Source organism: Sporosarcina thermotolerans, from assembly GCF_030067815.1.
Lineage (GTDB): Bacteria > Bacillota > Bacilli > Bacillales_A > Planococcaceae > Sporosarcina > Sporosarcina thermotolerans.
On record NZ_CP125968.1, the window covers coordinates 671,532 to 696,245 of the forward strand.

At 43.5% G+C, this 24,714-nt stretch carries 20 protein-coding genes and 7 pseudogenes; 19 read left to right on the forward strand and 8 right to left on the reverse strand.

Features of this window, described 5'->3' with window-relative positions; genetic code table 11:
* Positions 1–12: 12 nt before the first annotated feature.
* The 8 genes and pseudogenes from ytxJ (at position 13) to kynA (ending at position 7,304) form a co-directional block, all read left to right on the forward strand.
* On the forward strand, positions 13–339 hold the full coding sequence (gene ytxJ / locus QNH10_RS03770; protein ID WP_283733568.1) for a bacillithiol system redox-active protein YtxJ: 327 nt from the start codon (positions 13–15) through the stop codon (positions 337–339).
* 122 nt (positions 340–461) lie between these two features.
* The gene (gene fabG / locus QNH10_RS03775; protein WP_283733569.1) at positions 462–1,202 is read left to right on the forward strand and encodes a 3-oxoacyl-ACP reductase FabG; all 741 of its coding nucleotides are present in this window, start codon (positions 462–464) and stop codon (positions 1,200–1,202) included.
* Between the two features lie 302 nt (positions 1,203–1,504).
* Positions 1,505–2,566 (forward strand): Delta(5) desaturase DesA, encoded by a 1,062-nt coding sequence (desA, locus tag QNH10_RS03780; protein WP_283733570.1) that lies wholly within the window; start codon positions 1,505–1,507, stop codon positions 2,564–2,566.
* 76 nt (positions 2,567–2,642) lie between these two features.
* A pseudogene (locus QNH10_RS03785) lies at positions 2,643–3,775 on the forward strand (sensor histidine kinase).
* Positions 3,772–4,376 (forward strand): annotated as a pseudogene (locus QNH10_RS03790) (response regulator). The pseudogenes QNH10_RS03785 and QNH10_RS03790 overlap by 4 nt, the downstream one beginning before the upstream one ends.
* Before the next feature lie 217 nt (positions 4,377–4,593).
* Entirely contained in the window at positions 4,594–5,880 is a 1,287-nt protein-coding gene (gene kynU, locus QNH10_RS03795; RefSeq protein ID WP_283733571.1) for a kynureninase, read from the forward strand.
* Positions 5,861–6,490 (forward strand): annotated as a pseudogene (gene kynB, locus QNH10_RS03800) (arylformamidase). The gene kynU and the pseudogene kynB overlap by 20 nt, the downstream one beginning before the upstream one ends.
* Before the next feature lie 35 nt (positions 6,491–6,525).
* A pseudogene (gene kynA, locus QNH10_RS03805) lies at positions 6,526–7,304 on the forward strand (tryptophan 2,3-dioxygenase).
* 573 nt (positions 7,305–7,877) lie between these two features.
* Here kynA and QNH10_RS03810 read toward each other — a convergent pair.
* On the reverse strand, positions 7,878–8,039 hold the full coding sequence (locus QNH10_RS03810; protein ID WP_283733572.1) for a hypothetical protein: 162 nt from the start codon (positions 8,037–8,039) through the stop codon (positions 7,878–7,880).
* Positions 8,040–8,352: 313 nt separating this feature from the next.
* Between QNH10_RS03810 and dsdA the strand changes: the two are divergent.
* Positions 8,353–9,749: pseudogene (gene dsdA / locus QNH10_RS03815) on the forward strand (D-serine ammonia-lyase).
* Between the two features lie 290 nt (positions 9,750–10,039).
* Positions 10,040–10,456, forward strand: a complete 417-nt coding sequence (locus QNH10_RS03820) for a VOC family protein (RefSeq protein WP_283733573.1) — start codon at positions 10,040–10,042, stop codon at positions 10,454–10,456.
* Between the two features lie 126 nt (positions 10,457–10,582).
* Here QNH10_RS03820 and QNH10_RS03825 read toward each other — a convergent pair whose 3' ends face one another.
* A complete protein-coding gene (locus QNH10_RS03825) occupies positions 10,583–11,323 on the reverse strand; it encodes a YqcI/YcgG family protein (RefSeq protein WP_283734562.1) in 741 nt (246 codons plus the stop codon).
* A gap of 130 nt (positions 11,324–11,453) precedes the next feature.
* Here QNH10_RS03825 and QNH10_RS03830 point away from each other — a divergent pair, with 130 nt between their 5' ends.
* Positions 11,454–12,305 (forward strand): dimethylarginine dimethylaminohydrolase family protein, encoded by an 852-nt coding sequence (locus tag QNH10_RS03830; RefSeq protein ID WP_283733574.1) that lies wholly within the window; start codon positions 11,454–11,456, stop codon positions 12,303–12,305.
* A 197-nt stretch (positions 12,306–12,502) separates the two neighbouring features.
* Here the strand turns inward: QNH10_RS03830 and QNH10_RS03835 are convergent, their stop codons facing one another.
* The gene (locus QNH10_RS03835; RefSeq protein ID WP_283733575.1) at positions 12,503–13,693 is read right to left on the reverse strand and encodes a M14 family metallopeptidase; all 1,191 of its coding nucleotides are present in this window, start codon (positions 13,691–13,693) and stop codon (positions 12,503–12,505) included.
* Between the two features lie 219 nt (positions 13,694–13,912).
* Positions 13,913–14,062: a hypothetical protein gene (locus tag QNH10_RS03840; RefSeq protein WP_283733576.1), complete on the reverse strand. Its 150-nt coding sequence runs from the start codon at positions 14,060–14,062 to the stop codon at positions 13,913–13,915.
* A gap of 206 nt (positions 14,063–14,268) precedes the next feature.
* Between QNH10_RS03840 and QNH10_RS03845 the strand changes: the two are divergent.
* The 6 genes and pseudogenes from QNH10_RS03845 (at position 14,269) to QNH10_RS03865 (ending at position 20,636) form a co-directional block, all read left to right on the forward strand.
* A pseudogene (locus QNH10_RS03845) lies at positions 14,269–17,404 on the forward strand (DEAD/DEAH box helicase).
* An 18-nt stretch (positions 17,405–17,422) separates the two neighbouring features.
* Positions 17,423–17,860 (forward strand): NUDIX hydrolase, encoded by a 438-nt coding sequence (locus tag QNH10_RS03850; protein ID WP_283733577.1) that lies wholly within the window; start codon positions 17,423–17,425, stop codon positions 17,858–17,860.
* A 536-nt stretch (positions 17,861–18,396) separates the two neighbouring features.
* A pseudogene (locus QNH10_RS03855) lies at positions 18,397–18,901 on the forward strand (Crp/Fnr family transcriptional regulator).
* A gap of 310 nt (positions 18,902–19,211) precedes the next feature.
* Positions 19,212–19,277: a hypothetical protein gene (locus QNH10_RS21040; protein WP_430541111.1), complete on the forward strand. Its 66-nt coding sequence runs from the start codon at positions 19,212–19,214 to the stop codon at positions 19,275–19,277.
* A gap of 311 nt (positions 19,278–19,588) precedes the next feature.
* Positions 19,589–19,993, forward strand: coding sequence for a DNA methyltransferase (locus tag QNH10_RS03860; RefSeq protein ID WP_283733578.1), 405 nt, complete (start codon positions 19,589–19,591; stop codon positions 19,991–19,993).
* Positions 19,994–20,009: 16 nt separating this feature from the next.
* Positions 20,010–20,636, forward strand: a complete 627-nt coding sequence (locus QNH10_RS03865) for a DNA-methyltransferase (protein ID WP_283733579.1) — start codon at positions 20,010–20,012, stop codon at positions 20,634–20,636.
* Here QNH10_RS03865 and QNH10_RS03870 read toward each other — a convergent pair.
* The 3 genes from QNH10_RS03870 to QNH10_RS03880 all read right to left on the reverse strand — a co-directional run bounded on the left by QNH10_RS03870 (position 20,605) and on the right by QNH10_RS03880 (position 22,047).
* Positions 20,605–21,225: an MjaI family restriction endonuclease gene (locus tag QNH10_RS03870; RefSeq protein WP_283733580.1), complete on the reverse strand. Its 621-nt coding sequence runs from the start codon at positions 21,223–21,225 to the stop codon at positions 20,605–20,607. The two genes, QNH10_RS03865 and QNH10_RS03870, sit on opposite strands and share 32 nt — an antisense overlap.
* Positions 21,226–21,325: 100 nt before the next feature.
* Positions 21,326–21,541 (reverse strand): hypothetical protein, encoded by a 216-nt coding sequence (locus tag QNH10_RS03875; RefSeq protein WP_283733581.1) that lies wholly within the window; start codon positions 21,539–21,541, stop codon positions 21,326–21,328.
* The gene (locus tag QNH10_RS03880; protein WP_283733582.1) at positions 21,517–22,047 is read right to left on the reverse strand and encodes a toast rack family protein; all 531 of its coding nucleotides are present in this window, start codon (positions 22,045–22,047) and stop codon (positions 21,517–21,519) included. Before QNH10_RS03880 ends, QNH10_RS03875 begins: the two co-directional genes overlap by 25 nt.
* A gap of 426 nt (positions 22,048–22,473) precedes the next feature.
* Between QNH10_RS03880 and QNH10_RS03885 the strand changes: the two genes are divergently transcribed.
* Together QNH10_RS03885 and QNH10_RS03890 are read left to right on the forward strand one after the other, a co-directional pair.
* Positions 22,474–22,659, forward strand: coding sequence for a hypothetical protein (locus QNH10_RS03885; RefSeq protein WP_283733583.1), 186 nt, complete (start codon positions 22,474–22,476; stop codon positions 22,657–22,659).
* Between the two features lie 163 nt (positions 22,660–22,822).
* Positions 22,823–24,283, forward strand: a complete 1,461-nt coding sequence (locus QNH10_RS03890; RefSeq protein WP_381426371.1) for a protein adenylyltransferase SelO — start codon at positions 22,823–22,825, stop codon at positions 24,281–24,283.
* A 39-nt stretch (positions 24,284–24,322) separates the two neighbouring features.
* On the opposite strand, the gene QNH10_RS03895 is transcribed toward QNH10_RS03890, so the two are convergent.
* A complete protein-coding gene (locus QNH10_RS03895; RefSeq protein ID WP_283733585.1) occupies positions 24,323–24,562 on the reverse strand; it encodes a YkuS family protein in 240 nt (79 codons plus the stop codon).
* Positions 24,563–24,714 lie beyond the last annotated feature (152 nt).

A 24,714-nucleotide genomic window follows, 5' to 3' on the forward strand; every position in this document is an offset into this window, starting at 1 on the left:
AGGAGAGTTCTCATGAAGAAAATCCAGTCCATCACAGAGTGGCATTCCATAATCGATCAATCGAAAAATGAACCTGTTTTTTTATTGAAGCATAGCTCGACATGCTCGATTAGTGCGGCAGGGTATAGGGCATTTGAAGGGTTTGATACAGACATCCCCAAATATTACTTGGTTGTCCAAACGAACCGTCCTCTTTCGAGTGAAGTCGCAAGTGGCCTTGGCATCCGGCACGAAAGCCCGCAGCTTTTCCTGTTAAAGGACGGCAAAGCTGTATGGCATGCAAGCCATTATTCAATTAGTCAATCGAAAATCAAGTCAGCTGTAGAAGCATTTGGATAATAAGTAGATTTTTAAAAGCTTAACGGATATTTATCAAATATAGCCGGATAACCTGCAGGCATTCCTTTGGGATGTCTGTTAGTTCAGGTGAACTTGTGGTAACAATTATTGGGGGTTAGCAAGTGGAGATGAAAGGGAAGACGGTCGTTATTACAGGCGGTGCTAATGGAATTGGTGCTGTCGCTGCACAGCTTTTTGGTAAAAAGGGTGCGCAGGTTGCAATTCTTGACTATAACGAAACAGCGGGGGAAGCACTTGCTGGTGAAATGCATGCTCAGGGCATGGAGGCGGCATTTTTCAAAACGGATGTTGCAAAACGTAATCAAGTAAAAGAAACTGCAGAAAAAGTGCTTGCCCACTTCGGGAAAGTCGATGTGCTCATTAACAATGCAGGGATTACGCGAGACGCAATGCTGTTGAAAATGGAAGCAGAGATCTTCCAACAAGTAATTGATGTGAATTTGACAGGCGTCTTCAATTGTACGCAAGCCTTCCTGCCAGCGATGATTGCTGCTGGAAAAGGAAAAATCATCAACACGTCATCAATCGCAGGAACCGGCGGAAATGTCGGACAGACAAATTACGCCGCTTCGAAAGCTGGTGTCATCGGCATGACGAGGACATGGGCGAAGGAATATGGACGTAAAGGGATTAACGTAAATGCGGTAGCTCCGGGGTTCATCGAAACCGATATGATCAGTACTATACCTGGAAAAATAATTACACAAATTAAACAGATGACACCATTCGCTCGTCTCGGCAAGCCGGAAGATATCGCGAACGCCTATCTATTCCTCGCTTCGGGTGCATCAGACTTTATCAACGGAACGGTTCTTGAGGTCGATGGCGGTATGTTGAAATGAACGGAATCCTCCTTACTACAAAGGGGGATTTTTTAATTTCTTCGGATGGTTTTGGTAGGTCTAAAGCCATAAAATGAGCAAAACACCATCGAACTCGAGCAAAACGTGACCAAACTCGAGCAAAACACCATCGAACTCGAGCAAAACCCACCTCAACTCAAGCAAAACCACACCACGCATGTGAATTTCTTCACAATAAATGACACTTATCATATTAAAAGTCATGACGTTCATCTATTTTGCCAAACTCGAAAGCCCTTTAATATGATAGTTAAGAAAAAGTTTCGAGGAGGCCTTCATGCATGAGTAAGGAAAAGACAAAGCAATTACACAAAAACGTTGCACCCTATGCCAAATCGGATTTAAAAAAGAGTGTCATTCAATTGATCAACACAGTACCGCCTATTTTCGTCCTTTGGTTCTTGGCGTATCAAAGTCTATCGGTGTCCATCTGGCTGACGTTCGGCATTGCAATCATCACAGCAGGCTTCGTCGTGCGGACATTTATCATCTTCCACGACTGTACGCATGGTTCGTTCTTCAAAAATAAAAAAGCGAATGACATCGTGGGAACGATTACCGGGGTTCTAACGCTGTTTCCATATGAAAAGTGGAAGAGGGAGCACGCCATCCATCATGCAACAAGCTCTAACCTCGACAAGAGGGGTGTCGGAGACATTTGGGTCATGACTGTGGATGAATATATGGAAGCGTCGAAATGGGAACAGTTCATGTACCGGTGCTACCGGAATCCTTTTGTCATGTTCGGGCTTGGACCATTATATTTAGTGCTCATTACTGGAAGGATCAACCGTAAAGACGCGCGTAAAAAAGAACGTAACAATACGTATCTGACGAATGTCGTCCTCGTTGCGCTTTATGCACTCATGATTTGGCTTGTCGGCTGGCAGTCATTCCTCATCGTGCAAGGTTCAATCATGTTCGTAGCAGCTGCACTCGGAATTTGGCTATTTTATATCCAACACACATTTGAAGACTCGTATTTCGAAGAGGAGTCCGAATGGGATTATGTGAAAGCCGCGGTGGATGGTAGCTCGTATTACAAATTACCGAAAGTCCTTCAGTGGGCGACAGGGAACATCGGTTTCCATCATGTCCACCACTTGGCGCCACGTGTGCCAAACTACAATTTGGAGATTGCGCATGAATCCACTCCGCCTCTCCAAATGGCTACAACCATTAACATTAAAACAAGTTTAGAATCGCTTCGTTATAAGCTGTATGATCCTGCACATAAACGCTTCATTACATTTAAAGAAGTGAAGAGAACCGTAAAACGGGCAACGCCGAACATTGATTTGAAAGAATTAAAACCGAAGCGTACGAGCTTTGAGAGTAAATAAAGAAGCGGCCGCCTATCAGAATAGGTGGCTGTTTCAATTTTTTGGTATAATCAATGAAACAAAGGCGGTGACGATCATTCAAAAATGGTATAGCATCTTTCCAAGAAATCCCTGGATGAGTATTTATGCATGGGTCATATTTTGTCTATTGCCCTTCTTTTTCATTTTTAGATCATGGTCGGCCGTTGGAATATCGGTGGGAATAAGTTTACTACACTCTTTTTCATCTCCTATTTCTTTTCAATCAAATCAAAAAGCGGTCTCGTTTATATGTGGGTCAGCTTTGAAATTGTTATTAACGTCATCATGACGTTGCTGTTCGGATATGTATACTTATCAATCTTTACAGCTTTTTTCATTGGTAATATCCGATCGACCGTTGGTTTTTTTATCATGTATGGTTTGCATATCGCTTTCACAATCAGCGCAATCGTTGTAGGTTTTTTCGTCGAAATCGATTCGTTTTTGCCACAAGTCCATTTCATCATTATCACAGTGATCGGCGTGACTCTTCTTCCGTTCAATCTATACAACAGAAGCAAACGCGAAAGGCTCGAAGATCAGCTGGAATATGCGAATGATCGTATTGCAGAATTAATGTTAATTGAGGAACGTGAACGGATTGCAAGGGATCTGCATGATACGCTTGGACAGAAATTGTCGATGATCGGTTTGAAAAGTGACCTGGCAAGAAGGTTAGTCTTTAAAAATCCTGAAGAGGCTGAGAAGGAATTGGCCGATATCCGTCAGACCGCAAGCACAGCGTTGAAGGAAGTACGAGAATTAGTTGCAGATATGCGTGCGACAAAACTGACTGAGGAAGTGACGCGCATTGGACAAATATTGTCCGCTGCAGAAATCGAATTAAGGATTGAAGGCGTTCCGAATGTATCGAATATCCCGTCCAATGTAGAGAACGTCCTGAGCATGTGCTTGAAAGAGGCAGTGACGAATGTCGTGAAGCATAGCGATGCAAGTGTTTGCGAAGTGATGTTCAAGCATACAGCCGATGAAGTTGCCATTGTCGTTCGCGATAACGGAAAAGGCATTCAAGGAAGGGCATCTTCAGTTGGCGCAGGGTTGAAAGGGATGAGGGAACGCCTCGAGTTCGTGAATGGATTACTTGTTATCGAAGACGATGGAGGTACGAAATTGACCATTCGGATGCCAATCGTCATTACACATCAAGTCGAGGAGGAATTATCGTGATTCGAATCGTCATTGCAGAGGATCAGGGATGATGTTGGGGGCACTCGGTTCCCTTTTGAATATGGAGGACGATATGCAAGTCGTCGGCATGGCGCGTAATGGTGAGGAAGCGGTCCAACTTGTGAAGGAACATAAGCCCGATGTATGCATCATGGATATTGAAATGCCGGTGAAGACGGGATTAGATGCGGCGGAGGAACTCATGGAGATGGATTGCAAGATCGTTATCCTGACAACATTTGCGCGGGCAGGCTATTTCGAACGCGCGCGAAAGGCCAAGGTGCGCGGCTATTTATTGAAAGACAGTCCGATTGAGGAGCTTGTAAATTCCATTCATGCCATCCAGGACGGACGCCGAATCTATGCACCCGAGCTTGTCGATATCGCGTACGAAGAGACAAGCGAAAACCCGCTCACTGACCGTGAAAGCCAAGTGCTTGGACTCGTTGCAGAAGGGAAAACAACGAAGGAAATCGCCGGAGAATTGTACCTGACGCCAGGCACCGTCCGCAATTACATATCAACAATCCTCGAGAAACTGGAAGTCGGCAATCGGATTGAAGCAATTTCAAGGTTTAAGGAAAAAGGTTGGTTTAAATAAGTTTTTAACAGGTGAGGGAACAATTCCTTTGCCTGTTTTTTTTGAATAAACGAGTAGGAGCATCTCGCGCGTCCAAAGAAGTTGGCTCACGCGTCCATAGAATCGACCCCCGCGCCCAAAGCTCCACCCTCCAAACCCTGAAAAGTCCACAAATTCGGATATCCATCACATCACCCGTATGCTATGCTTTTCATAGGAACACAAAAGGGGGATTAGTATGACACTTCACACACTTTCACATGCACAGGAACGGGATCGGCAAGATAAACTTGCCCCTTACAAAAACGAATTTTACATTCCGGCCAACTCGATTTACATGGACGGCAATTCGCTTGGTTTATTATCCAAACGGGCGGAGCGCACGTTGCATGAATTGCTTAATACGTGGAAGACGCTTGGAATCGACGGATGGACGGAGGGGGAGCATCCATGGTTTTATTTATCCGAACAGGTGGGGGAGAAAATGGCGCCGCTTGTCGGTGGCATGCAAGGAGAGACAATCGCAACGGGCTCCACGACAACAAATCTCCATCAGCTTGTCTCGACATTTTACAAGCCTGACGGCAATAAAACGAAAATCCTTGCAGACGAATTGAACTTTCCGTCAGATATTTATGCGTTGAAAAGTCAGCTGCAGCTTAAAGGATATGATCCGGATGAACATCTTGTCCGAGTGAAAAGCCGTGATGGCCGCTATTTGCAGGAAGATGACATTATCGAAGCGATGACAACGGACGTGGCGCTTATCGCTTTGCCAGCTGTCCTCTATCGCAGTGGGCAAGTGCTTGATATGGAAAAATTGACTAAGGCGGCGCATGAACGGAATATCCCTATCGGCTTCGACCTATGCCATTCAATCGGGGCAGTCGAGCACCAACTCCACGACTGGGGGACAGATTTTGCTTTTTGGTGCACATATAAGCATTTGAATGGCGGGCCAGGTTCCGTCGGTGGTTTATTCATCCATGAAAAGCATTTCGGCAAAACGCCTGGACTTGCCGGCTGGTTTGGATCGAAAAAGGGGTCGCAGTTCGATATGGATCACAAGATGGATCCTGCCGAAGACGCGGGGGCTTATCAGATCGGGACGCCGCATGTGTTAAGCTTAGCGCCAGTCATCGGCTCGCTCGAAATGTTCGAGGAAGTCGGCATGGCAGCAATACGTGAAAAGTCATTGGAATTAACGGCTTATATGCTTGAATTGGTAGAACAGGAACTCACTGATGCTAACTTCATAATCGGTAATCCGGTCGACGAAACTCGTGGGGGGCATCTATTGCTTGAGCACGAAGAGGCGGCGCGAATTTGCAAGGCGTTGAAAGAAGATGGCGTCATCCCGGATTTCCGTACACCAAACGGAATCAGGCTTGCACCGGTAGCCCTTTATAATTCATTCGAGGACGTCTGGCATACCGTTCAAAAGCTGAAGGTCATCATGGATGAAAAACGCTATGAGAAGTTTGAGAATAAACGGGGGTCGTCGCATGACTGGGAAATGGATTGATATATCGCAGCCATTGCATAACGGCATCGCAGAGTGGCCTGGGGATACGCCATTCCAATATGAAGTCAAGTTTTTGAAAGCATTCACGGGTCGGTTAATATTGGGCAAATGACGACAAGCATGCATACCGGGACACATATAGATGCTCCTTTCCACTACGATGATGAAGGCCTGAAAGTGGATGAACTGCCGATTGACGTCTATATCGGAAGAGCAAAGGTCATCGATGTGACAGGGCTCGAAAGTGTGGGGCGTTCGGATTTGGAAGCAATTGATTTCGAAGGTGTTGAACGGATTTTATTGAAAACGTTAAGCCGACCCGATACAGACGTTTTTCCGGAATCGTACACCGTATTGCGTGCGGATATTGGCTCCTTATTGAAGGAAGAGGGGTACGACTTATTGGCATCGACACGCCATCCGTCGATCCCGAGCCAAGCAAGACCCTTGATGCGCACCATTCGCTCCATGATAACGGGGTTCTCATTTTGGAAAATATCGTACTTGCTGACGTCGAGCCTGGTGATTACGAATTAATTGCGTTGCCGTTGCCTATTAAAGGCGGGACGGAAGCCCGGTTCGCGCGGTTGTCCGGAGGTGGGAAGCGTGAGCGAAAAAGGGATTCATACGGATTTCAAAGACAATATGACATACGGAGAATACTTGCGTTTGGATAAAGTCCTTTCGAGCCAGGAACGCTTATCCGGCCACCATGATGAAATGCTGTTCATCGTCATCCATCAAGTGAAAGAGTTATGGATGAAGCTCATTTTGCATGAACTTAATGCTGCAATCGCGGCAATCGAGAAGGATGAACTTCCTGAGGCGTTCAAAATGCTTGCACGTGTTTCAAGGGTTCAAGAGCAAATCATCCAGGCATGGGATGTCCTCTCAACATTGACGCCCGCCGAATACACGGAATTCCGCGAAAGCCTTGGCCGGGCATCGGGATTCCAATCCTATCAGAATCGCCTGATAGAATTCGCGCTCGGCTATAAGCAACCGCATATTTTGAAGATTTACGAGAAGGACCAAGATCTTGCTCGTGAATTAAATCCGCATTTGAGGCACCTGGAATTTATGATGTCGCTATCCATGCCCTTCGTCAAGCAGGCTTCCCAATCAATCTCGATTTGCTGACTCGTGATTTCTCGATCACGTATCAAGGTGATCCAACGGTAGCGGCAGCTTGGCTTGAAGTGTACCGTGATGTTGACCGCTATTGGGATCTGTATCAGCTTGCTGAAAAACTTGTTGATATCGAGGATAGTCACCAACAGTGGCGCTTCAGGCATATGAAGACAGTTGAGCGCATAATCGGTTCAAAAACAGGGACTGGAGGCTCGTCCGGCGTAAAGTATTTGAGATCCGTACTTGATCATCAATTCTTTCCGGAACTCTGGGATGTACGAACGAAGTTATGAGGGAAAGGGCTGTTTATTCCAGACAGCCCTTTCAGTCAATTAATTGCAAAAAGCCTCGCCAGACTAACTCATCCGGCGAAGCTTTTTCTCATTGAAATGCAAAGTTCTTATAGTAATAAATAACGCTTAAGCAGTTGAATCAGCAATGAACCCGTCGAAATAATTTCTCATCGACTGTAGGAACCCCTCCTCGAACCGTTGTGGCCCATTGCCCCAACCTTTTAGCGCTATAGACACATAACCCGTTTGCAATTTTTGACTGACCAAATGATTGATGAATAGGAGTCAGTGGCGTAAAAGCGCATCCCCAGTAACGACTGCATCATCCCCTTTCAATGAAATTTCTACAAGATGCATACAGAAAAGTTGGAGTTGCTGAAGCGGGGATGAAAAACGTAGAGTAAGGGAGTCCATCATAGGGAATGGAATATTCATTTTTAGGATTCAAGCCCAAGGTGGCTAAATTATAGATTCTTTTCCCATTGCGAAAAAGCAGATCGTATCCAAGGAGCGTATCCGTTGGAAACTGCCCATGCACCTGCAATAAGTGAATGAACAAACGATGGCCTGCTTTTATAGTTTTTGAAGTCGTAGTGGTGCGAAGTGGAAAAAATTGTCAAGATAATAAATGGTTGAGTCCACCTCAACAGGACGGTCCGCTGCCACCCGAATGGTAACAGATTCCGTATCCTCGCGCCGTAAAATTGGCCCTGCCAAAATCCCCGCACTCTCCATGCAAATCACCACCATCATTGACGTTGTTAGTATTAGAATATTCACATCAAAGTACGACGGTGTGTGCAGAGGGCGATGATACCAAGAACGCGACCGAATTTTCGTAGATTGTGGCCGACTTCCCGTAGAACGGTATTGACTTCCCAAAGAACGTCGGGGACTTCCCGTAGAGTGGCGTCGACTTCCCATAGAACGGTGCGGACTTCCCATAGGACGCTGATGACTTCCCGTAGAGCGGCGTTGACTTCCCATAGAACCGCATCGACTTTAGATCGCAGCTGACTCCCGTAATTCCTGATTCACCAATAAATTTATGAATAAAGCAGCTCCCAAAGCATGTTATACTGAAGTCAAATCATTCAGACAGGGGGAATCATTGGTGAATCAAACCGAGAAAACAATCTGGATAGAAAAATTGCCACTCCTCACAGAAATCGCAGAAAAAGAGAGGTATTATGGAGAAATCCACTAAACGGTGACAGTACAGTAGGCATTTCCCAATCCGGCATTACAGCAAATGACGTCGAAGATGCAAGCAATCGTTTGAAACGCTTTGCCCCATATATCGAGAAAGTATTTCCCGAAACTGCAAATTCAAAAGGTATCATTGAATCTCCACTTACATCCATTCCTAAAATGAAAGAATCACTTGCTGTAAAATTCAACACAGATATCCCCGGGAAATTGCTTTTAAAACAGGACAATGCGCTCCCGATTTCGGGTTCTATCAAAGCACGTGGCGGCATTTATGAGGTGTTGAAGTATGCCGAAACGCTTGCCCTTGAACATGGACTCGTCAAAGAATCCGATGATTATACAAAATTTGCGGAACTGGAATTACGAAATTTATTCGCGAAACATAAGATTGCTGTTGGATCGACGGGAAATTTGGGCTTAAGCATCGGCATTATGAGTGCGAAACTTGGATTCAATGTCACAGTCCATATGTCCGCAGACGCGAAGCAATGGAAGAAGGATCTTTTACGTGAAAAAGGAGTTACGGTCGTTGAGTACGCGGATGACTACAGCAAAGCCGTCGAAGAAGGAAGACGTCAAGCCGAAGCTGATCCGCTCTGTCATTTTGTAGACGATGAAAATTCACTCGACCTATTCCTTGGATACGCGGTAGCGGGAGAACGCGTCGCGGCACAGTTAAACGAACAGGGAATAAAAGTCGATAATGATCATCCGCTCTTCGTCTATTTACCTTGTGGTGTAGGTGGGGGACCAGGTGGTGTTGCGTTTGGACTAAAGCTTCAATTTGGCGATGCCGTCCATTGTTTCTTCGCTGAACCAACACATTCCCCATGCATGACAATCGGTATGATGACAGGATTGCATGACAAAGTGTCTGTTGCAGATTTCGGTTTAGACAATCAAACAGCAGCCGATGGGCTTGCGGTAGGTACACCATCAGGTTTCGTCGGCAAAAAGATGGAACTGTTACTTGAAGGTTGCTACACAATCTCGGATGATACGATGTTCGAACTCCTTACAATGATTGCTGACACCGAAGACATTCGTCTTGAACCGTCCGCACTCGCAGGAATGACAGGGCCAATCCAAACAATTCGCCACCAAGTCACTTTCGCAGATTCGCCAACCGCAACCCATCTCGTTTGGGCAACTGGTGGCGGCATGGTGCCTGAGACGGAAATGAATATGTATTATGGAATCGGCAGGGCAAGAACTGAAGGATCAGGGAAATAAGCAGAAAAATCGACAGGAAATAATGACTGATTTCCCGGGAAATCGACACACTTCGGGAAATATTTTGTCAATTGTGACTGAGGAATGTTGAGTTGGCCGCATTCCTCAGTGGAGTCAATCGGGAAATGAAACTGGGGAAATTATAAAAGCTGTGAAATAATGTTCTTCGCTCACGTGGTAGGATAATTGAAAAATGAATTAATTCTAAACAAGAAGGAAAGATATATATAGGCATTGAACTTATTTAGGGTGAGTGATTATTTCATCTCTATATCAGGAGGTTGTTAGGTATGTCGAGAGAATTATGGTTGAACCTGCCAGTGAGAGAACCAGAACGGGCAAAGGCGTTTTATACCGAGCTCGGTTTTCGGTTGAATGAGCAGTATGCGAGTCAAGAAGGCTCATTCAGCTTGATCATCGGCGACAATCAGGTTGTTTTAATGCTCTTCCCGGAATCCACGTTCCACGGACTTGCTGGTAATGCGGTTGCAGAATCGTGGCAGGGTACTGAAGTGTTATTCAGTCTGGGGGCGAACTCCAGAGATGAAGTTGATGAGTTCGCCTTGAAAGCCGAACGTGCCGGCGGAACTATATACAGCAAGCCTGGCGAAAAGGGTGGCTGGATGTACGGCTGCGGTTTTGCCGATCCAGACGGTCATCGGTGGAATGCGTTGTACATGGACATGAGCAAACTGCCTCAAGGCTGAAAACCCGATTCGCCATTCCGTGACGAGTGTCTAAACAGAAACTCAAATTAGGTTACTTAACTGATGGGTGCGATTGTTTAATATGAGCAATCGTACTTTTCTCCCCAACAACCCTTGTTACATCATTCACTCACTTTTCATCTCCTTATGCGAAAACGGACATTTCCCGACAATCGGTTCAATGTCATCACCGATAAAGAATTGCTTCCATTCATTATGGGTTGGGTCTCCGTAATGGCTTATATCCGGATGCTTCGGCAATTGATCCCACACTTCGACACGTTCACGCACCTTTTCGCGAGACATAATGCCTCCTTTTTCAGTGCCCTTCAATCCTTCGAAAATACGTCTTGGTTGGAAGCCGAGCACCATTGATTGCCCCAAATCCCGTGTCTTCCGCTGCTTATAGGCAGGCGCATTTCCAAACACAAAAATTGGCTCGCCGCCAAAATGGAAATCCCACAAATAATGATCGGGATCGCGGGGACTATCAGCTGGCCATTCCACCACATCCACGTCATGCAAATATTGTAGAATGTCCCAAAACTGCTTCCGATACGCCTCCAAATCAGCCTCCGTTTCAAAAGGCTCTACGAAGACGAACAGTCCATGCCGTTTATGCTTCGGATCATCGAACAACTTCAAAAATGCATAAAGTGCAGAAGGCAAGTTTGACCAATCCTTCTGCGTCACATACGCATAACGTAATTCACCCTTCAATTCACCGCCCATGCCGAAATAGCACGGAAACGTCTTATCCGTCACGGTTTCATGGAACGTCCGATAGCTTTCTAATAGCCATTTCGGCAAAGCAAGCCGAGCTGTAAAATCCTCTTTCGTCAACAACGTATTTGTCTTTTCATTTATCAATTGCTATTCCCTCCAATCCATATTCAGTTATTCACTTTCCTCATCAGGGAAGCCTAAAACAAGGTGTTTAGTTTGAACAGAAAAGGGAATAGTTGAGATGGAGTAAAAAGATGTGGAGGATGAATGCATGAGTTCCCCTGTAGAAGATCAATCAAAAACCAATGTTAATACAGAATATGATACTTTAAAGAGAGTTATCCTTTGCAAGCCGAAATTCATGGCGATCGAAGATGTTATCAACGACACCCAAAAACAATACGCAGACGAAAATATTGATAGGGACCTGGCAATGAAGCAACATAAGGAATTTGAAATGCTTCTCCGTGAACATGGTGTGGAAGTGATCACACTCCCTTCCTCGGAACAATTTCCTGAGCAAGTGTTCACGCGCGATATCGGCTTCACGGTCGGAGAGGATATATTCGTTTCCGAAATGGCAAGCGATATCCGAAAAGGTGAAGAAGAGGCGCTCGAGGAATTTCTCGAGGATGAAAACATCCCATACCAGACGACGACGGACCGAGTTGAAGGCGGGGACGTCATTGTCGATCGCAATAAAGTGTACGTCGGCATCAGTAGCCGTACGTCTGAAGAAGCAGTTCGCAATTTACAACGAGATTTGCCAAAACACAAGATCATTCGCGTACCATTCAATGAAAAATACTTACACCTTGATTGTGTATTCAACATACTGTCCCCCGAAATTGGCCTCATCTTCCCGGAAGCCCTATCAGCAGACATGGTCGAAACACTCTCAAACACATACAAGCTGATCGACGTGTCCCCGGAAGAACAATTTACAATGGGCACAAATGTATTATCCATTGGGGGCGGCAAAGTATTCAGCCTTCCACAAAACGCAAACGTCAACACAGCAATGCGCGCCCACGGATTCGAAGTCATCGAAGTCGACTTCTCCGAAATCATCAAATCCGGCGGCTCGTTCAGATGCTGTTCAATGCCCCTCGAACGAGAATGAAACCTCACATGACGTGAGGTTTTTTGATGGAATAAACTACAAAAACGCATAACTACCAATTCTCACGCATAAAACTTCAGAAAGACGCATAAATTCGTTCAAAACCTCATAAAGCCGCCAACTAACGCATAAATCACCATTTACACGCATAAATCGCCTCAATCACGCATAAAATTACCGCAGCGCAATACAAACACCTATAAATATAATCCAGCAAGAAAAATACCCAACACCTCTTCGTAAATCTCATCCAACTGACTGATTGGCAATGGGTTAATTCCAGAGCCCATTTCAACAGTAAATCCAGGTCTTCTCCAATCTTGAATAAACCAATCCTTGTAGCCTGCATAGCTTTCGAGTGTTTGGACCGGCGTATATCCGCTTACCCGGCTAAATTCATTGGCCATCGCTTCCGACTCAGGCGGTTCCAACCCCTGATATCCCCAATAGATGACCTCGCCTTGCGTATGGAACGCAAGTACATGCGCAAAATCCCTTTCCCTCGTCAAATCTGCCATCGCAATCGCTTCCGGTTCAGAAAGTGGTCGTTCTCCACCGTAATCCCTTGGACCCGGGGTTTTCGGATTGCGTGCCCGTTCCAAATCCCAATTTGCAGGGAACTGATCATTCAAATCGACACCCCGAATATTCGCCTTCCATCCTGAGAAATCCGTACTCCCATTATTCCACTCCACAACTCTCGTTCTCCACGGCTCCGTCTCCGGTGGCCCTTGCTGGACAAGTGTAACGCCGTCAGGATTTACCATTGGGACAATAGACAAAGTGGATTGCTGGTACAAAGGGATAGTAGATAAGCCGCGTATCGGAGTTTGATTCGTAAGAGATAGCAAATAATCATTGAGGAAGGTCATAACGACTGGCGTTGTAATCCATTCATTCGCATGGAAGGAAGCATTGTAATGAACCCGTTTCGGACCGGTTCCAATGCGAATCTCAGGAATGCTCTTTCCAAGAACCGAATTCCCGATAGAAGTGTTCAATATGAAGGGATACACAGATTGAAGCCTTCTCAAGTCGTTCACCATCGTCTCATAGCCATACGTCTGCTTCCCGTTGACAAGCCTCCATGTGATGCGCAATGGAACGCGGATAGTCTGCCCGACTTGAAGGCGATTTGGAACCAGCATTGGATTCACAAGGAAAATTGCCTCAAGAGGGATATTTCTTTGCTGCGCGATCAACCACAAAGAATCCCCTTGTTTGATTGGCACCTCAAATGCGACATATCCCGGAATTCGAATCCGTTGCCCCACCGAAAGAATCTGCAAATTTGCATCACGATTCGAATCTATGATCAATTGAAGCGGAACCCTAAACAACTGGCTATAATACCAGAGCGAATTTCCAGGTCGCACTGTAATGTCCACGTAATTCCTCCTCTTTACATAACTCATACCAGTATATGAAGTATGATCGGGGATGTAATACTCGCTTTAGGAAGGAACGCTTAATGAACAGTGTTAGCCATTTCCGCCCAACAAAAAAGGCTACCCGAAGATAGCCTCCGAATAGCCTTGTAAAATGTTTATCAAAGATAGATGTAAGCAGAATTATTCTGCTTGCATCTATCCTTTACCGATTTACACTCAAACATCCGATTCAATAATCTGATCCTTCGAGTCATCGAACAAACTTTCATAAGCAACCAACGTCACACCCAACTCTTTCTCAAAAGCACTCAAAGCCTTCATCTGCTCATCATTCAACTGTGCAAGCGGTTCGCGTTCCGGCATCATTCAAAAATCACTCCCTATAAAGTTTATAGTTAGCGTATCCAATTCGGTTAAATCTATGTGGAAAAGAAGTTTATTGAACGTTGAAAATGAGTTGTTAAACATTTAGCTGCCGAAGATAAACGGAGTGATATAATGGAATTAATATATTTTCTATAATTGTGAATTGAGCACCAACTAAGTATGAACTATTGAAAGGGTGAAAGTAAATGCAAGAAGGAATATACGAGCAGTTAATAAATAATAAAATTAAGAGTGAATTAGAAGAGCTACCTGATATCTTTGCTGTGGGGAAGGAAGGGATAGATGAAGCAGAGGCAAGAGTGCTTTTATCCAGTTATATCTCAACAGTAACTAAAAATGCATTATCACATATTCGAGATGGTGGAAATAAGGAGGATGCCCTTCTTAGACAAATTCAAATTTGTAATGAAATTATTGATGTACTTCATCAAAAATTAGACGATGCTGATTTTGAGGAGCTTAAATTAGATGAGCATGCTGAAATTCTGACCTCCATCTATAAGACAATTAATACGGCTCAATCCTTAGGTAAGAAGAAAATACTTCGTCCCATTACACCTTTAACGCAAAGCTCGTTATTCACCGGATCACATGCTGAGCCTAATATGTTAGAGGAGTTGAAAAAGGAAATTGCCACTTCGGATGAAATTGAGTGGCTTGTATCTTTTATAAAATGGTCTGGACTTCGAATTATTATCGAAGAGCTTCGTGACTTCACCGAACGAGGGGGCTATCTGAAAATCATCACTACCTCGTACATGGAAGCCACTGACTTTAAAGCACTTGAAGAATTAAGTAAGCTGTCCAATACCGAAATTCGTGTTTCGTTAGATAAAGACAGAACACGTTTACATGCGAAAGCTTATTTATTTAAACGTAAAACAGGATTTAGTACTGCTTATATAGGCTCGTCAAATCTTTCAAATCCAGCATTAACATCAGGGCTTGAGTGGAATTTAAAAGTAACGGAGAAAGATTCATTTGATATTATACGAAAGTTCGAAGCTACATTTGAAGGTTACTGGAATGACGAAGAGTTTAAAAGTCTGTCTGCTGATGATGAAGAAAACTGGTCTAAGGTTCGCCAATCATTAATAAAAGATCAAGTAGCAGAGACAAAAGAGCAATATTTCCTTGATATTCGGCCGTATCATTATCAGCAAGAAATACTAGATGAACTTGAAGTGGAGCGTACTGTTCATGGACATATGAAAAACTTAGTTGTGGCGGCTACAGGAGTTGGGAAGACTGTCATTTCTGCATTTGACTTTAAGCGATTCCTACATAAGAAACCAAATGCAAAGTTACTATTTATTGCACATCGTGAAGAGATTCTTAAACAAAGTATGTATACTTTCCGCGCGATACTTAAGGATGCTAACTTTGGTGAAATGTTTGTTGGTCGTTTTGAACCTATTTCTTTTAATCATCTTTTTATGAGTATTCAGAGCTGGAATAGTCGAAAGATGATAGAAAAAACAACCGCTGACTTTTATGATTTTATCATTGTGGATGAATTCCACCATGCGACGGCGCCTACATATCGGGCCTTATTGGAGTATTATGAACCAAGTATTCTATTAGGGTTAACTGCTACTCCTGAACGAATGGACAATCAAAATGTATTAGGCTATTTTGACGATAGAATCGCATCCGAAATGAGATTGACAGAGGCAATTGACCGAAAGTTATTAAGTCCTTTTCATTATTTTTGTGTGACAGATAATGTAGACCTGTCGGCCATTAAGTGGTCAAGGAGAGGTTACGATACAGACGAGCTTACAAAAGTTTACACATCTAACGATCGAAGAAGTGATCTTGTCATCCAGAGCATCAATCGCTATGTTACTGATTTGAATCAGGTAAAAGCATTGGGTTTCTGTGTGTCAGTTGAGCATGCAAAATATATGGCTGCTTACTTTAATTCAAAGAAAATTCCTTCCATCGCTTTACACGGGGATTCGTCTGATCATGAACGGGATACAGCGAAAAGAAAATTGATAAGCGGTGAAATTAAATTCATTTTTGTTGTGGATTTATACAATGAGGGAATTGATATACCGCAAGTTAATACAGTTTTATTCCTTCGACCTACAGAAAGTCTAACTGTTTTCTTGCAGCAATTAGGACGTGGTTTACGTCTATCGGATAACAAGGATTGTCTGACTGTATTGGATTTTGTGGGCAAGCTCATGCTGATTACCCGTTCGAAGAAAAGTTCCGAGCGCTTGTTGGACGGACAAAGCACTCGATTAAGCACTATATAGAGAATGGTTTCTTTCATTTGCCGAAAGGATCCGTCATTCAAATGGAGAAAATAGCAAAGGAGTACATTTTACGTAACGTAAAAGATGTGAAAAACACGAAGCAGAACTTGATTAAAAAGCTTAAATATTTTGAGGAAGATACAGGGAGAAGCTAACGTTATCAAACTTTCTTCATTATCATCATCTTACACTTGCGGATTTTTATGGAACAGGTAGAAATAGGTCATTTGAAAGGTTAAAGGTAGAAGCTGGAATATCTGAGCCCTTTCAAAGTGAGTATGAGGGGATTTTTATAAAGCGTATTCATTCATTGTTCCATTTGGATTCGGTGGACCTTATTAGGTTTTTACAGAAGTACTTGGAAGATGGTGTAATTGAAAACGAAGAACAACAGTTGATGGTTGGAATGCTCTATTATTCTTTCTTTGACACTCCGCCAAAAAATGCAGGTTTTGAATCGATGCATGCCGGAGTACAAGAGCTTTTTGCAAATGATGTACTGAAAAAAGAGATTCTTGAGGTTCTTGAGGTATGTATGGGGCGAATTCTTTCGGTTGAAAAACCTTCACCATTTGAATTTACATCGCCACTTCGAGTACATGCGCAATACACCTCAGATCAAGTCCTTGCTGCATTTGGTTACTTTAATGAAGACGTTAAACCTGCATTTAGGGAAGGGGTCAAATATTTCGAGGATAAACAGACTGACATCTTTTTCATTACGCTTAACAAGTCGGACAAGGACTTCTCACCATCAACACAGTACGAGGATTATGCTATTAGCGATATGTTATTTCATTGGCAATCACAAAATAAAACATCTGACACAAGCCCGACAGGAAAGAGATATATTAATCAACGGAAAACAGGAAACAAAATCGCTTTGTTTGTCCGGGAGTATAGGCAAAAAGATAGATATACATCACCTTTTGTGTTCTTAGGAACGGCAGATTATGTAAGACATGAGGGGAATAGGCCGATTAGTTTTGAATGGCGTTTACATGAAGCAATGCCGGCTCGATTGCTAAGGGAAGCTAAAAAGGGAGTTCAATAAGGATATAGGAGGCTACCAATGTTCATCATCAACACAGAAGCAGCCATCTACAAAGACAACCACTATTTAATCTGTAAACGCAGTGAAAAGGAAGAACACGCCCCAGGGGGGATAGCGCTAATTGGTGGAAAAGTCGAATTGGAAGGTGCGTCATCTAATATTTTAGAGCGCACAATTATACGGGAAGTGGAGGAGGAAGTGGGACTTATCATCGAGGGGCGACCACGTTATGTGCATAGTACAAGCTTCGTGACGGATCATGGGGAGCCGGTGGTGAATGTCATTTTCTTATGCGAGGAATTCAGTGGTGAGCCGTATGCGGTGAGTGCTGATGAGGTGGCGGATTTGTATTGGATGACGCCTGAAGAAGTGTATAAGCATCCCGATGCCAAGGAGTATTTGAAGGATTATATTCGTATGGCGGAAGATGTTCGGGTTAAGGGGATTCCAGTTTAATTGAGTGAAAGGTACCAGGTTGAGAGACCGAGCAAGGTTGCAACATATAGCGGGGGGATTCCCGCCGGGTAAGAATTAGCCATTCGCCCGTAGCGAGTCTTAGTGGATGAGGGGTAACCTTCATCATTAAGCGTAGACAGTTAGACGGCGGGCCAAAAGCCAAAGAAAAATTTTCATCCGAATGAGCTGAATCCATCACTCATTCGTTTTTTTGTGTTGGTATGAACTCCTGCCCGCCTGTAAGCACTAAGCTGCAAAGCATATAACGTCTCCGTGATTCACGGGCATCGAGTTAATCCGTTTCGGCGGAACGGAATAGGTAACAGTTCTTCCAAGATGATCAACAATTGTTTTCATGTTCCTCCTTCCTTTTGAATGAAATAAATGACCTTGTGAATGTTTTCGCAAACATGACAAAGTTTCGTGTCTACTTTGTGAAAACATTCACAAACAAGTTGTTCGCCCTTTTCTTCCGCGTTATAGTAAGAGTAACAAAAGGTTATAACCCAATGAAACATCACATAGGAGGAATTGACATGAAACAAATTTTTGAGAATAAAATAGTTGCTGCATTGCTCACAGTATTACGCGTTTGGTTAGGTGTTCAGTGGTTGAAAGCTGGTTTTGGAAAAGTATCGACAGGGTTTGATGCAAGTGGATTTATACAGGGAGCCATCGCGAAATCGCAAGGAGAAAATGCAGTTGTACAAGGATGGTATGCTTCGTTTCTTGAAACCGTAGCCCTTCCGAACTCTGGACTATTTAGCTTCCTTGTTGCATGGGAGAATTACTGGTTGGATTGGGCCTCGTTCTCGGTGCATTAACAATTCCGGCATTGGTAGCTGGCGGCTTTATGAATTTGAGTTTCCTTGGGCAGGAACAATCAGTTTAAATCCTACTTTGTTGTTAGTCGCCGTACTTCTTTTAGTCATGGCGAAAAGTGCAGCTTACTTTGGCATCGATCGTCTCTACATTCCGACAATCAAAAAAGATGTCGAAAATAGACGTTTGGATCCAGCAATTGGTACAAGTGCCGGTTAACGGTATAGAATTTGAAAAAGCTTGTTTTGTCCCAATAGACAAAACAAGCTTTTTTTTACTACAATTATATTTTTTTATTGTGATCTTGGTTGGAGGATTATATTCGAATGGCGGAAGATGTTCGGGATAAGGGCATTCCCGTATAATCCGCATTTGTTCAATACGAAGGCTTGTCCGAATTGTTCGGTGATAATACTTTCAATGCGAACGTATGTGTGGTAAAATAAAAAACAATAGCATAGGTATCCCTAAGATGATCGGTCATTTCCCGTGGAGGGAGGTGGTCGATGTGACTGAATTTGAAGCACTAATGCTCGTTTTTACATTCGCGGCATTAATCGTAGCTCTTTTGTCAGCAAAAAACGAAAAAAAATAATCCATCCTTGAGTTAGAGGCTCATTTAGGATGGATTATTTTCCACTACTAACTTCCGATCCCCTTGGGGACCTATTGCTATTCTATTGACCGTTCAATGTACTAGATTGGACGGTCTTTTTTACTATATACGCTACTACCTTTAGTATACATAAATCATGGTTTTTATTCAACTTGCGGGATACGTAGTTTTCTTGAATTTATTTTCCTGAGAGAATTCGTCGAGACCTCATGCGTTCGTCCCGCTGTTGCAGTACGAACGCATTTTCGGTATAATGGGGACAATATGACTTAGAATAGGATGATATACAAATGAACAAGACAAAGCATTGTATTTTGAATAAAGATGCTGCCAACTTACAAGAAATACCTGACGGGTCTGTTTCATTAGTTATAACATCCCCACCATATCCGATGATCGAGATGTGGGATGAAATTTTCATGAAGCAAAAACCGGAAATAGAAGAGCATTTAATGACTGAACCATATAAAGCATTCGATCTCATGCATGATGTTTTAAACGATATTTGGGAAGAAGTAGATAAAAAAGTAGCGAATCATGGCTTTGTTTGTATTAATATCGGAGATGCAACGAGGACAATCAATGGACACTTCCAAATGTACTCCAACCACTCGAAAATCATAGAGAAATTCGTTTCAATGGGGTACTCGGTGTTACCGGATATCATTTGGAAAAACGACAAATGCCCCGAATAAATTCATGGGTTCAGGTATGCTGCCTTCCGGTGCTTATGTTACGTATGAACATGAATACATACTTATTTTCCGTAAAGGTGGAAAACGTGTATTTAAAAACAATGAAAAAGCTCTTCGACAGGAAAGTGCATTTTTTTGGGAGGAACGAAATCAATGGTTCTCCGATCTGTGGGAGTTCCAGGGTAAATCCCAGAAGTTTAAAAACATCGCAAGTGGGCGCGAAAGAAGTGCCGCCTATCCATTCGAACTTGCCTATCGCCTCATAAATATGTATTCGATGAAAGGCGACACGATTCTTGACCCATTTGTTGGAACTGGTACGTCAATGTTTGCTGCGATGTGTACGGGGCGTAATAGCTACGGGGTAGAAATTGATCCGCTCCTTGCAGAAACGGTTACAAACAATGCATTATTGCTCAAGGAACAGCTGAATGACATTGTCGTTAAACGATTCCAGCGACACACAGAATTTATCGAACAGCAATTGGAGCTTGGTAAAGATAAATGGTATGAGAATGATCATTTGAATACAAAAGTAAAAACACGGCAGGAAACAAATATCAAATTATCGATAATTAATGACATTTTTCACGAAGATGAATTTGTAACAGTCACTCATGAGGATCTAAATCCGAAGGAATAAACACTTCAATATTCCTACTGCTTTTATTCACCTTATAGGTAACGATAGGAACGTCGATTTGCTCTTTTGACTTTTTCAAACTCTCGTATGATTCGGGCTTAACGGAAATCGGCGTTCCTCCAATATATCCATCAATTCCTTTGCTTTCATCTGCAGCAGACGAAACGGCAAAAGGCACATCGAAATGTTCACTAACTTTTTGTATGATTGCTTTTTGTACATATAAGCCGTTGTACGTCTTATCGATTAGTAAATCATCTAACCACTTATCAACAAGCGATTCATCGATTAACTGAATGGCCTCTTTTAACCGTTCGATTTGCGGAAGAATCCTTGCCTTTGCACGTTCTTTTGCCGCCGGCTCACGATCTGTATACCAGTTTTCCCAGTCTTCAATGGAGGGAGCAGGTATTTCATCCAAAAACTCTTGGAAATACGTTGCCATCGGTCCCACGACATTTGGGCGGGTCCCTTGTGCGTTGCTATTCGCCAAATTCATGAGTTGTGTTGTATATTTTGGAAACTCGCGTGGAACGGTGTCATTTGCGGCATAAATATAATCGGTGTTTATTTTCCCTATCGTTTTCATTTAAACCCTCTCCTTTATCGTTCTTACTCTATCTTATAACATTTTAGTGTAATAATGAAAACAGCGTCCACGGAAATTCCCGTAGGCGCTGTTTTACTTTCTATTCAACAATTTTAAATTCTACATCCCCTACACCGAAATTGAGGAAAACGTCTATGATAACATCAGACTTCGCGTACGCTTCATTGACGTAAACACCATCTTTTTGCTTGATAAAGTCTCTCGTGCCCAATGTGCCAAGCCCTTTCGAGACGTTTATACGGACACCCGTATCCTTTGGAAGGATGAAGGTCACATCCCCAACACCCAAATCCACATCCGCACGGAACCCTTTTTCCACTTCCCACTTAGGTCAATGGTAGAATCACTAACACCGCTATTGATTACGAGGCTATTCAGTTGAATGCCTCTCAAATCCAATGTTGAATCTGAAACACCCATATCGATCTCCAAGTCGATTGGAATATCATTGGTCAGTTGTAGATCCCAATCATTCTTCCATTTGCGTTTATTGAATCCTAACATTGTGACAGAACCTTGCTTAATGTCAACGTGGCCGACATTTTTACGTAGCTTATAATTCACTTTCGGCTCAAGTTTTTTATGGTTATAAGAAAAATCCCCACTAACCCACTCCTTGGAGTCTCCGCTGATGTACAGGTTTCCTACACCAAAGTCGATATTCACTTTTAAAGATTCCGCGTTGTCTTTTGTAATCGAAACCTCGTCCCCAGCAGCACTCGCCGACCATTTGTTGTACCCGTAAATCCCTAATATGACAATTAAACCAGCCGTTAGGGCAATCCATAATAGTTTATTCACAAATATGTTCTCCTCTCATCCCTTTTCATTAATCATAGCTTATTTTATAGAATAATCTACCAGTCGCATGAATGATTTTACAGTAAGTCTAAGGACTGAGAAGTAAGTAGTGTCCAAGCATTTAAACATGTTTTGCTCGCTTCATTAATACATTGGATAAAAGACATGGTGAAAGGATGAGGGATTGAAGCGGGTGTTACTTTATGGAGCTACCTTCGTTATAGGATTGGCATTAGGTATTATTGTAACGGTTCTAATGGAAATGTAGTATGGTATCGGTAAGTTTTTTTGTATCGATTGTGCACTTAACTCCTATCCCGCTTAACTAACAGCGTAAATTAAGACGAGGGAGGATATGCGTGGGGGCAGAGTGTTGTGGGGCTTTGACGAATCCTTTTTCCATACAACGGGAAAGGAGGTTTGAGCATGTCGCTCTTTTTTGAAGATGAAATTCGAAAAGTAATGGGTAAAGCTGGTACTTCCGGGATGAACGAAATCATATCACAGGATCCTCGTAGAAATGGCCGGCTTGCGAGTAACCATACTCACCAATTAGAAGGGGAGAGTAAAAGTAAGGAACAGAGTCCACGTCGTAGACCGCGGTGGATTTGATCGGAATGAATCTATCTTCTATTTGAGAAGTTGCGAATACAATGAGTCCATCTTTGAACGAGATCTTCGTTTGGGTGGATTTTTTATTTACTCGTTTCTTTCTTTGATTCCACAAATGCAGGGTATACTTATTGTAAGGATGCTCAATAAGGAAGTGGAAACTATGATAAAGACTGATGGAATCGGATGGAATTTCGACAACAGCTATGCTCAGCTGCCCAATGAATTTTATGCGGAAACCTTGCCGGAACCGTCATCATCACCTGAATTGGTGATTTTGAATTACCCTTTGGCCGCTTCACTTGGATTGAATGAAAGGGCGCTCGAAGGTGAAGATGGACTTGCTGTTTTTGCAGGAAACAAGATACCTGAAGGCGCACAACCGATTGCGCAAGCATACGCGGGACACCAATTCGGGCACTTTACAATGCTTGGTGACGGACGGGCCGTATTGCTTGGAGAACAAATAACTCCATCCGGCAAAAGAGTGGATATACAGCTGAAAGGCTCGGGCAGGACTCCATTTTCGAGGGGCGGCGATGGTCGCGCGGCACTTGGACCGATGCTGCGTGAATTTATCATTAGCGAGGCAATGCATGCCCTTCGGATTCCCACCACTCGGAGCCTATCAGTCGTTGTAACGGGAGATCCGGTGCACCGGGAAGAGACACTTGAAGGAGCCGTTATGACAAGAATTGCGGCAAGTCATCTGCGCGTTGGAACGTTCCAATACGCTGCTGCACGGCAAGTCATTGCTGATTTACGTGCTTTGGCGGATTATGCAATCGAACGACACTATCCCGAAGTATCGGGTGATGCGAACCGCTATGAGTCACTGCTTCAAAAGGTAATTGATCGCCAAGCATCGTTAATCGCCAAATGGCAGCTTGCCGGATTTATTCACGGCGTCATGAACACGGATAATATGACAATAAGCGGTGAAACAATTGACTACGGGCCTTGTGCGTTCATGGATGCATATGATCCAGCGACCGTCTTCAGTTCCATTGACAGGCAAGGTCGCTACGCCTACGGCAATCAACCCGGCATCGCAGAATGGAATCTTGCTCGTTTCGCGGAAACACTCATACCACTCTTGCATGATGATCAGGAAGAGGGAATTAAGATTGCGGAACAAGTATTGTCCGGATTTGGTAAACTGTATCATTCGTATTGGCTATCCGGGATGAGAAGCAAACTTGGCCTTTTCAATGAAGAGGAACAGGATGTAAAGCTTGCGAGGGATCTCTTGCAATTGATGAAGACCAATCACGCGGATTATACGAATACTTTCCGGGCTTTGACAAATGATCGACTCGAGGAGTTGCCAATGTGTAAAACCTCTGGATTTGACGAATGGCTTGAACGCTATCAGGACAGACTTTCTCGTCAATCACAATCGGATGAAGAATGTAAACAATTGATGCGGGACAACAACCCAGCAGTAATCCCACGTAACCACCGGGTTGAGGAAGCAATGGATGCAGCGATTGAAGGGGACTTCAGTGTGATGGAGCGCTTATTGGAAGTACTTGCCGACCCTTACGCTTACACGGCTGAACAAGCTGAATACACCGCGCCGTCCACATCGACAACCCCTTATCAGACGTTCTGCGGCACTTGAGAATGAAGAAGAATCCGCGGCAGTCGCCACGGATTCTTTTTATTGCATAAGTCTTGCTTTCTGGTCAACGGCATCCACGGCATCTTCAAGGGACATGCCTCTCATCGATACAACAGGGAAATCAAATTCATGTGTATTCCCTTCGTTGATGGCACGAACTACGCCGATATCATAACCTTTGACATCTTCATCCGTGTTAAACATCTTTGCTTCGTACCCTTTAGCTTGAAGGGCTGTCATAACGTCTTCATACGGTTGTTCAACAGCAATTTTAATCAATTCAGTTTCCTCCTTTGCTCGAAAAATGGTTTCAATATACTGTTCCCGTTGGGTGGGGATTTATGAATGAAGATTTTGAGATATCTATTGAATAGGCACGTTTATCTGTCGAATACTTAAATTTATCTATTGAATCCGTGAATATATCCATC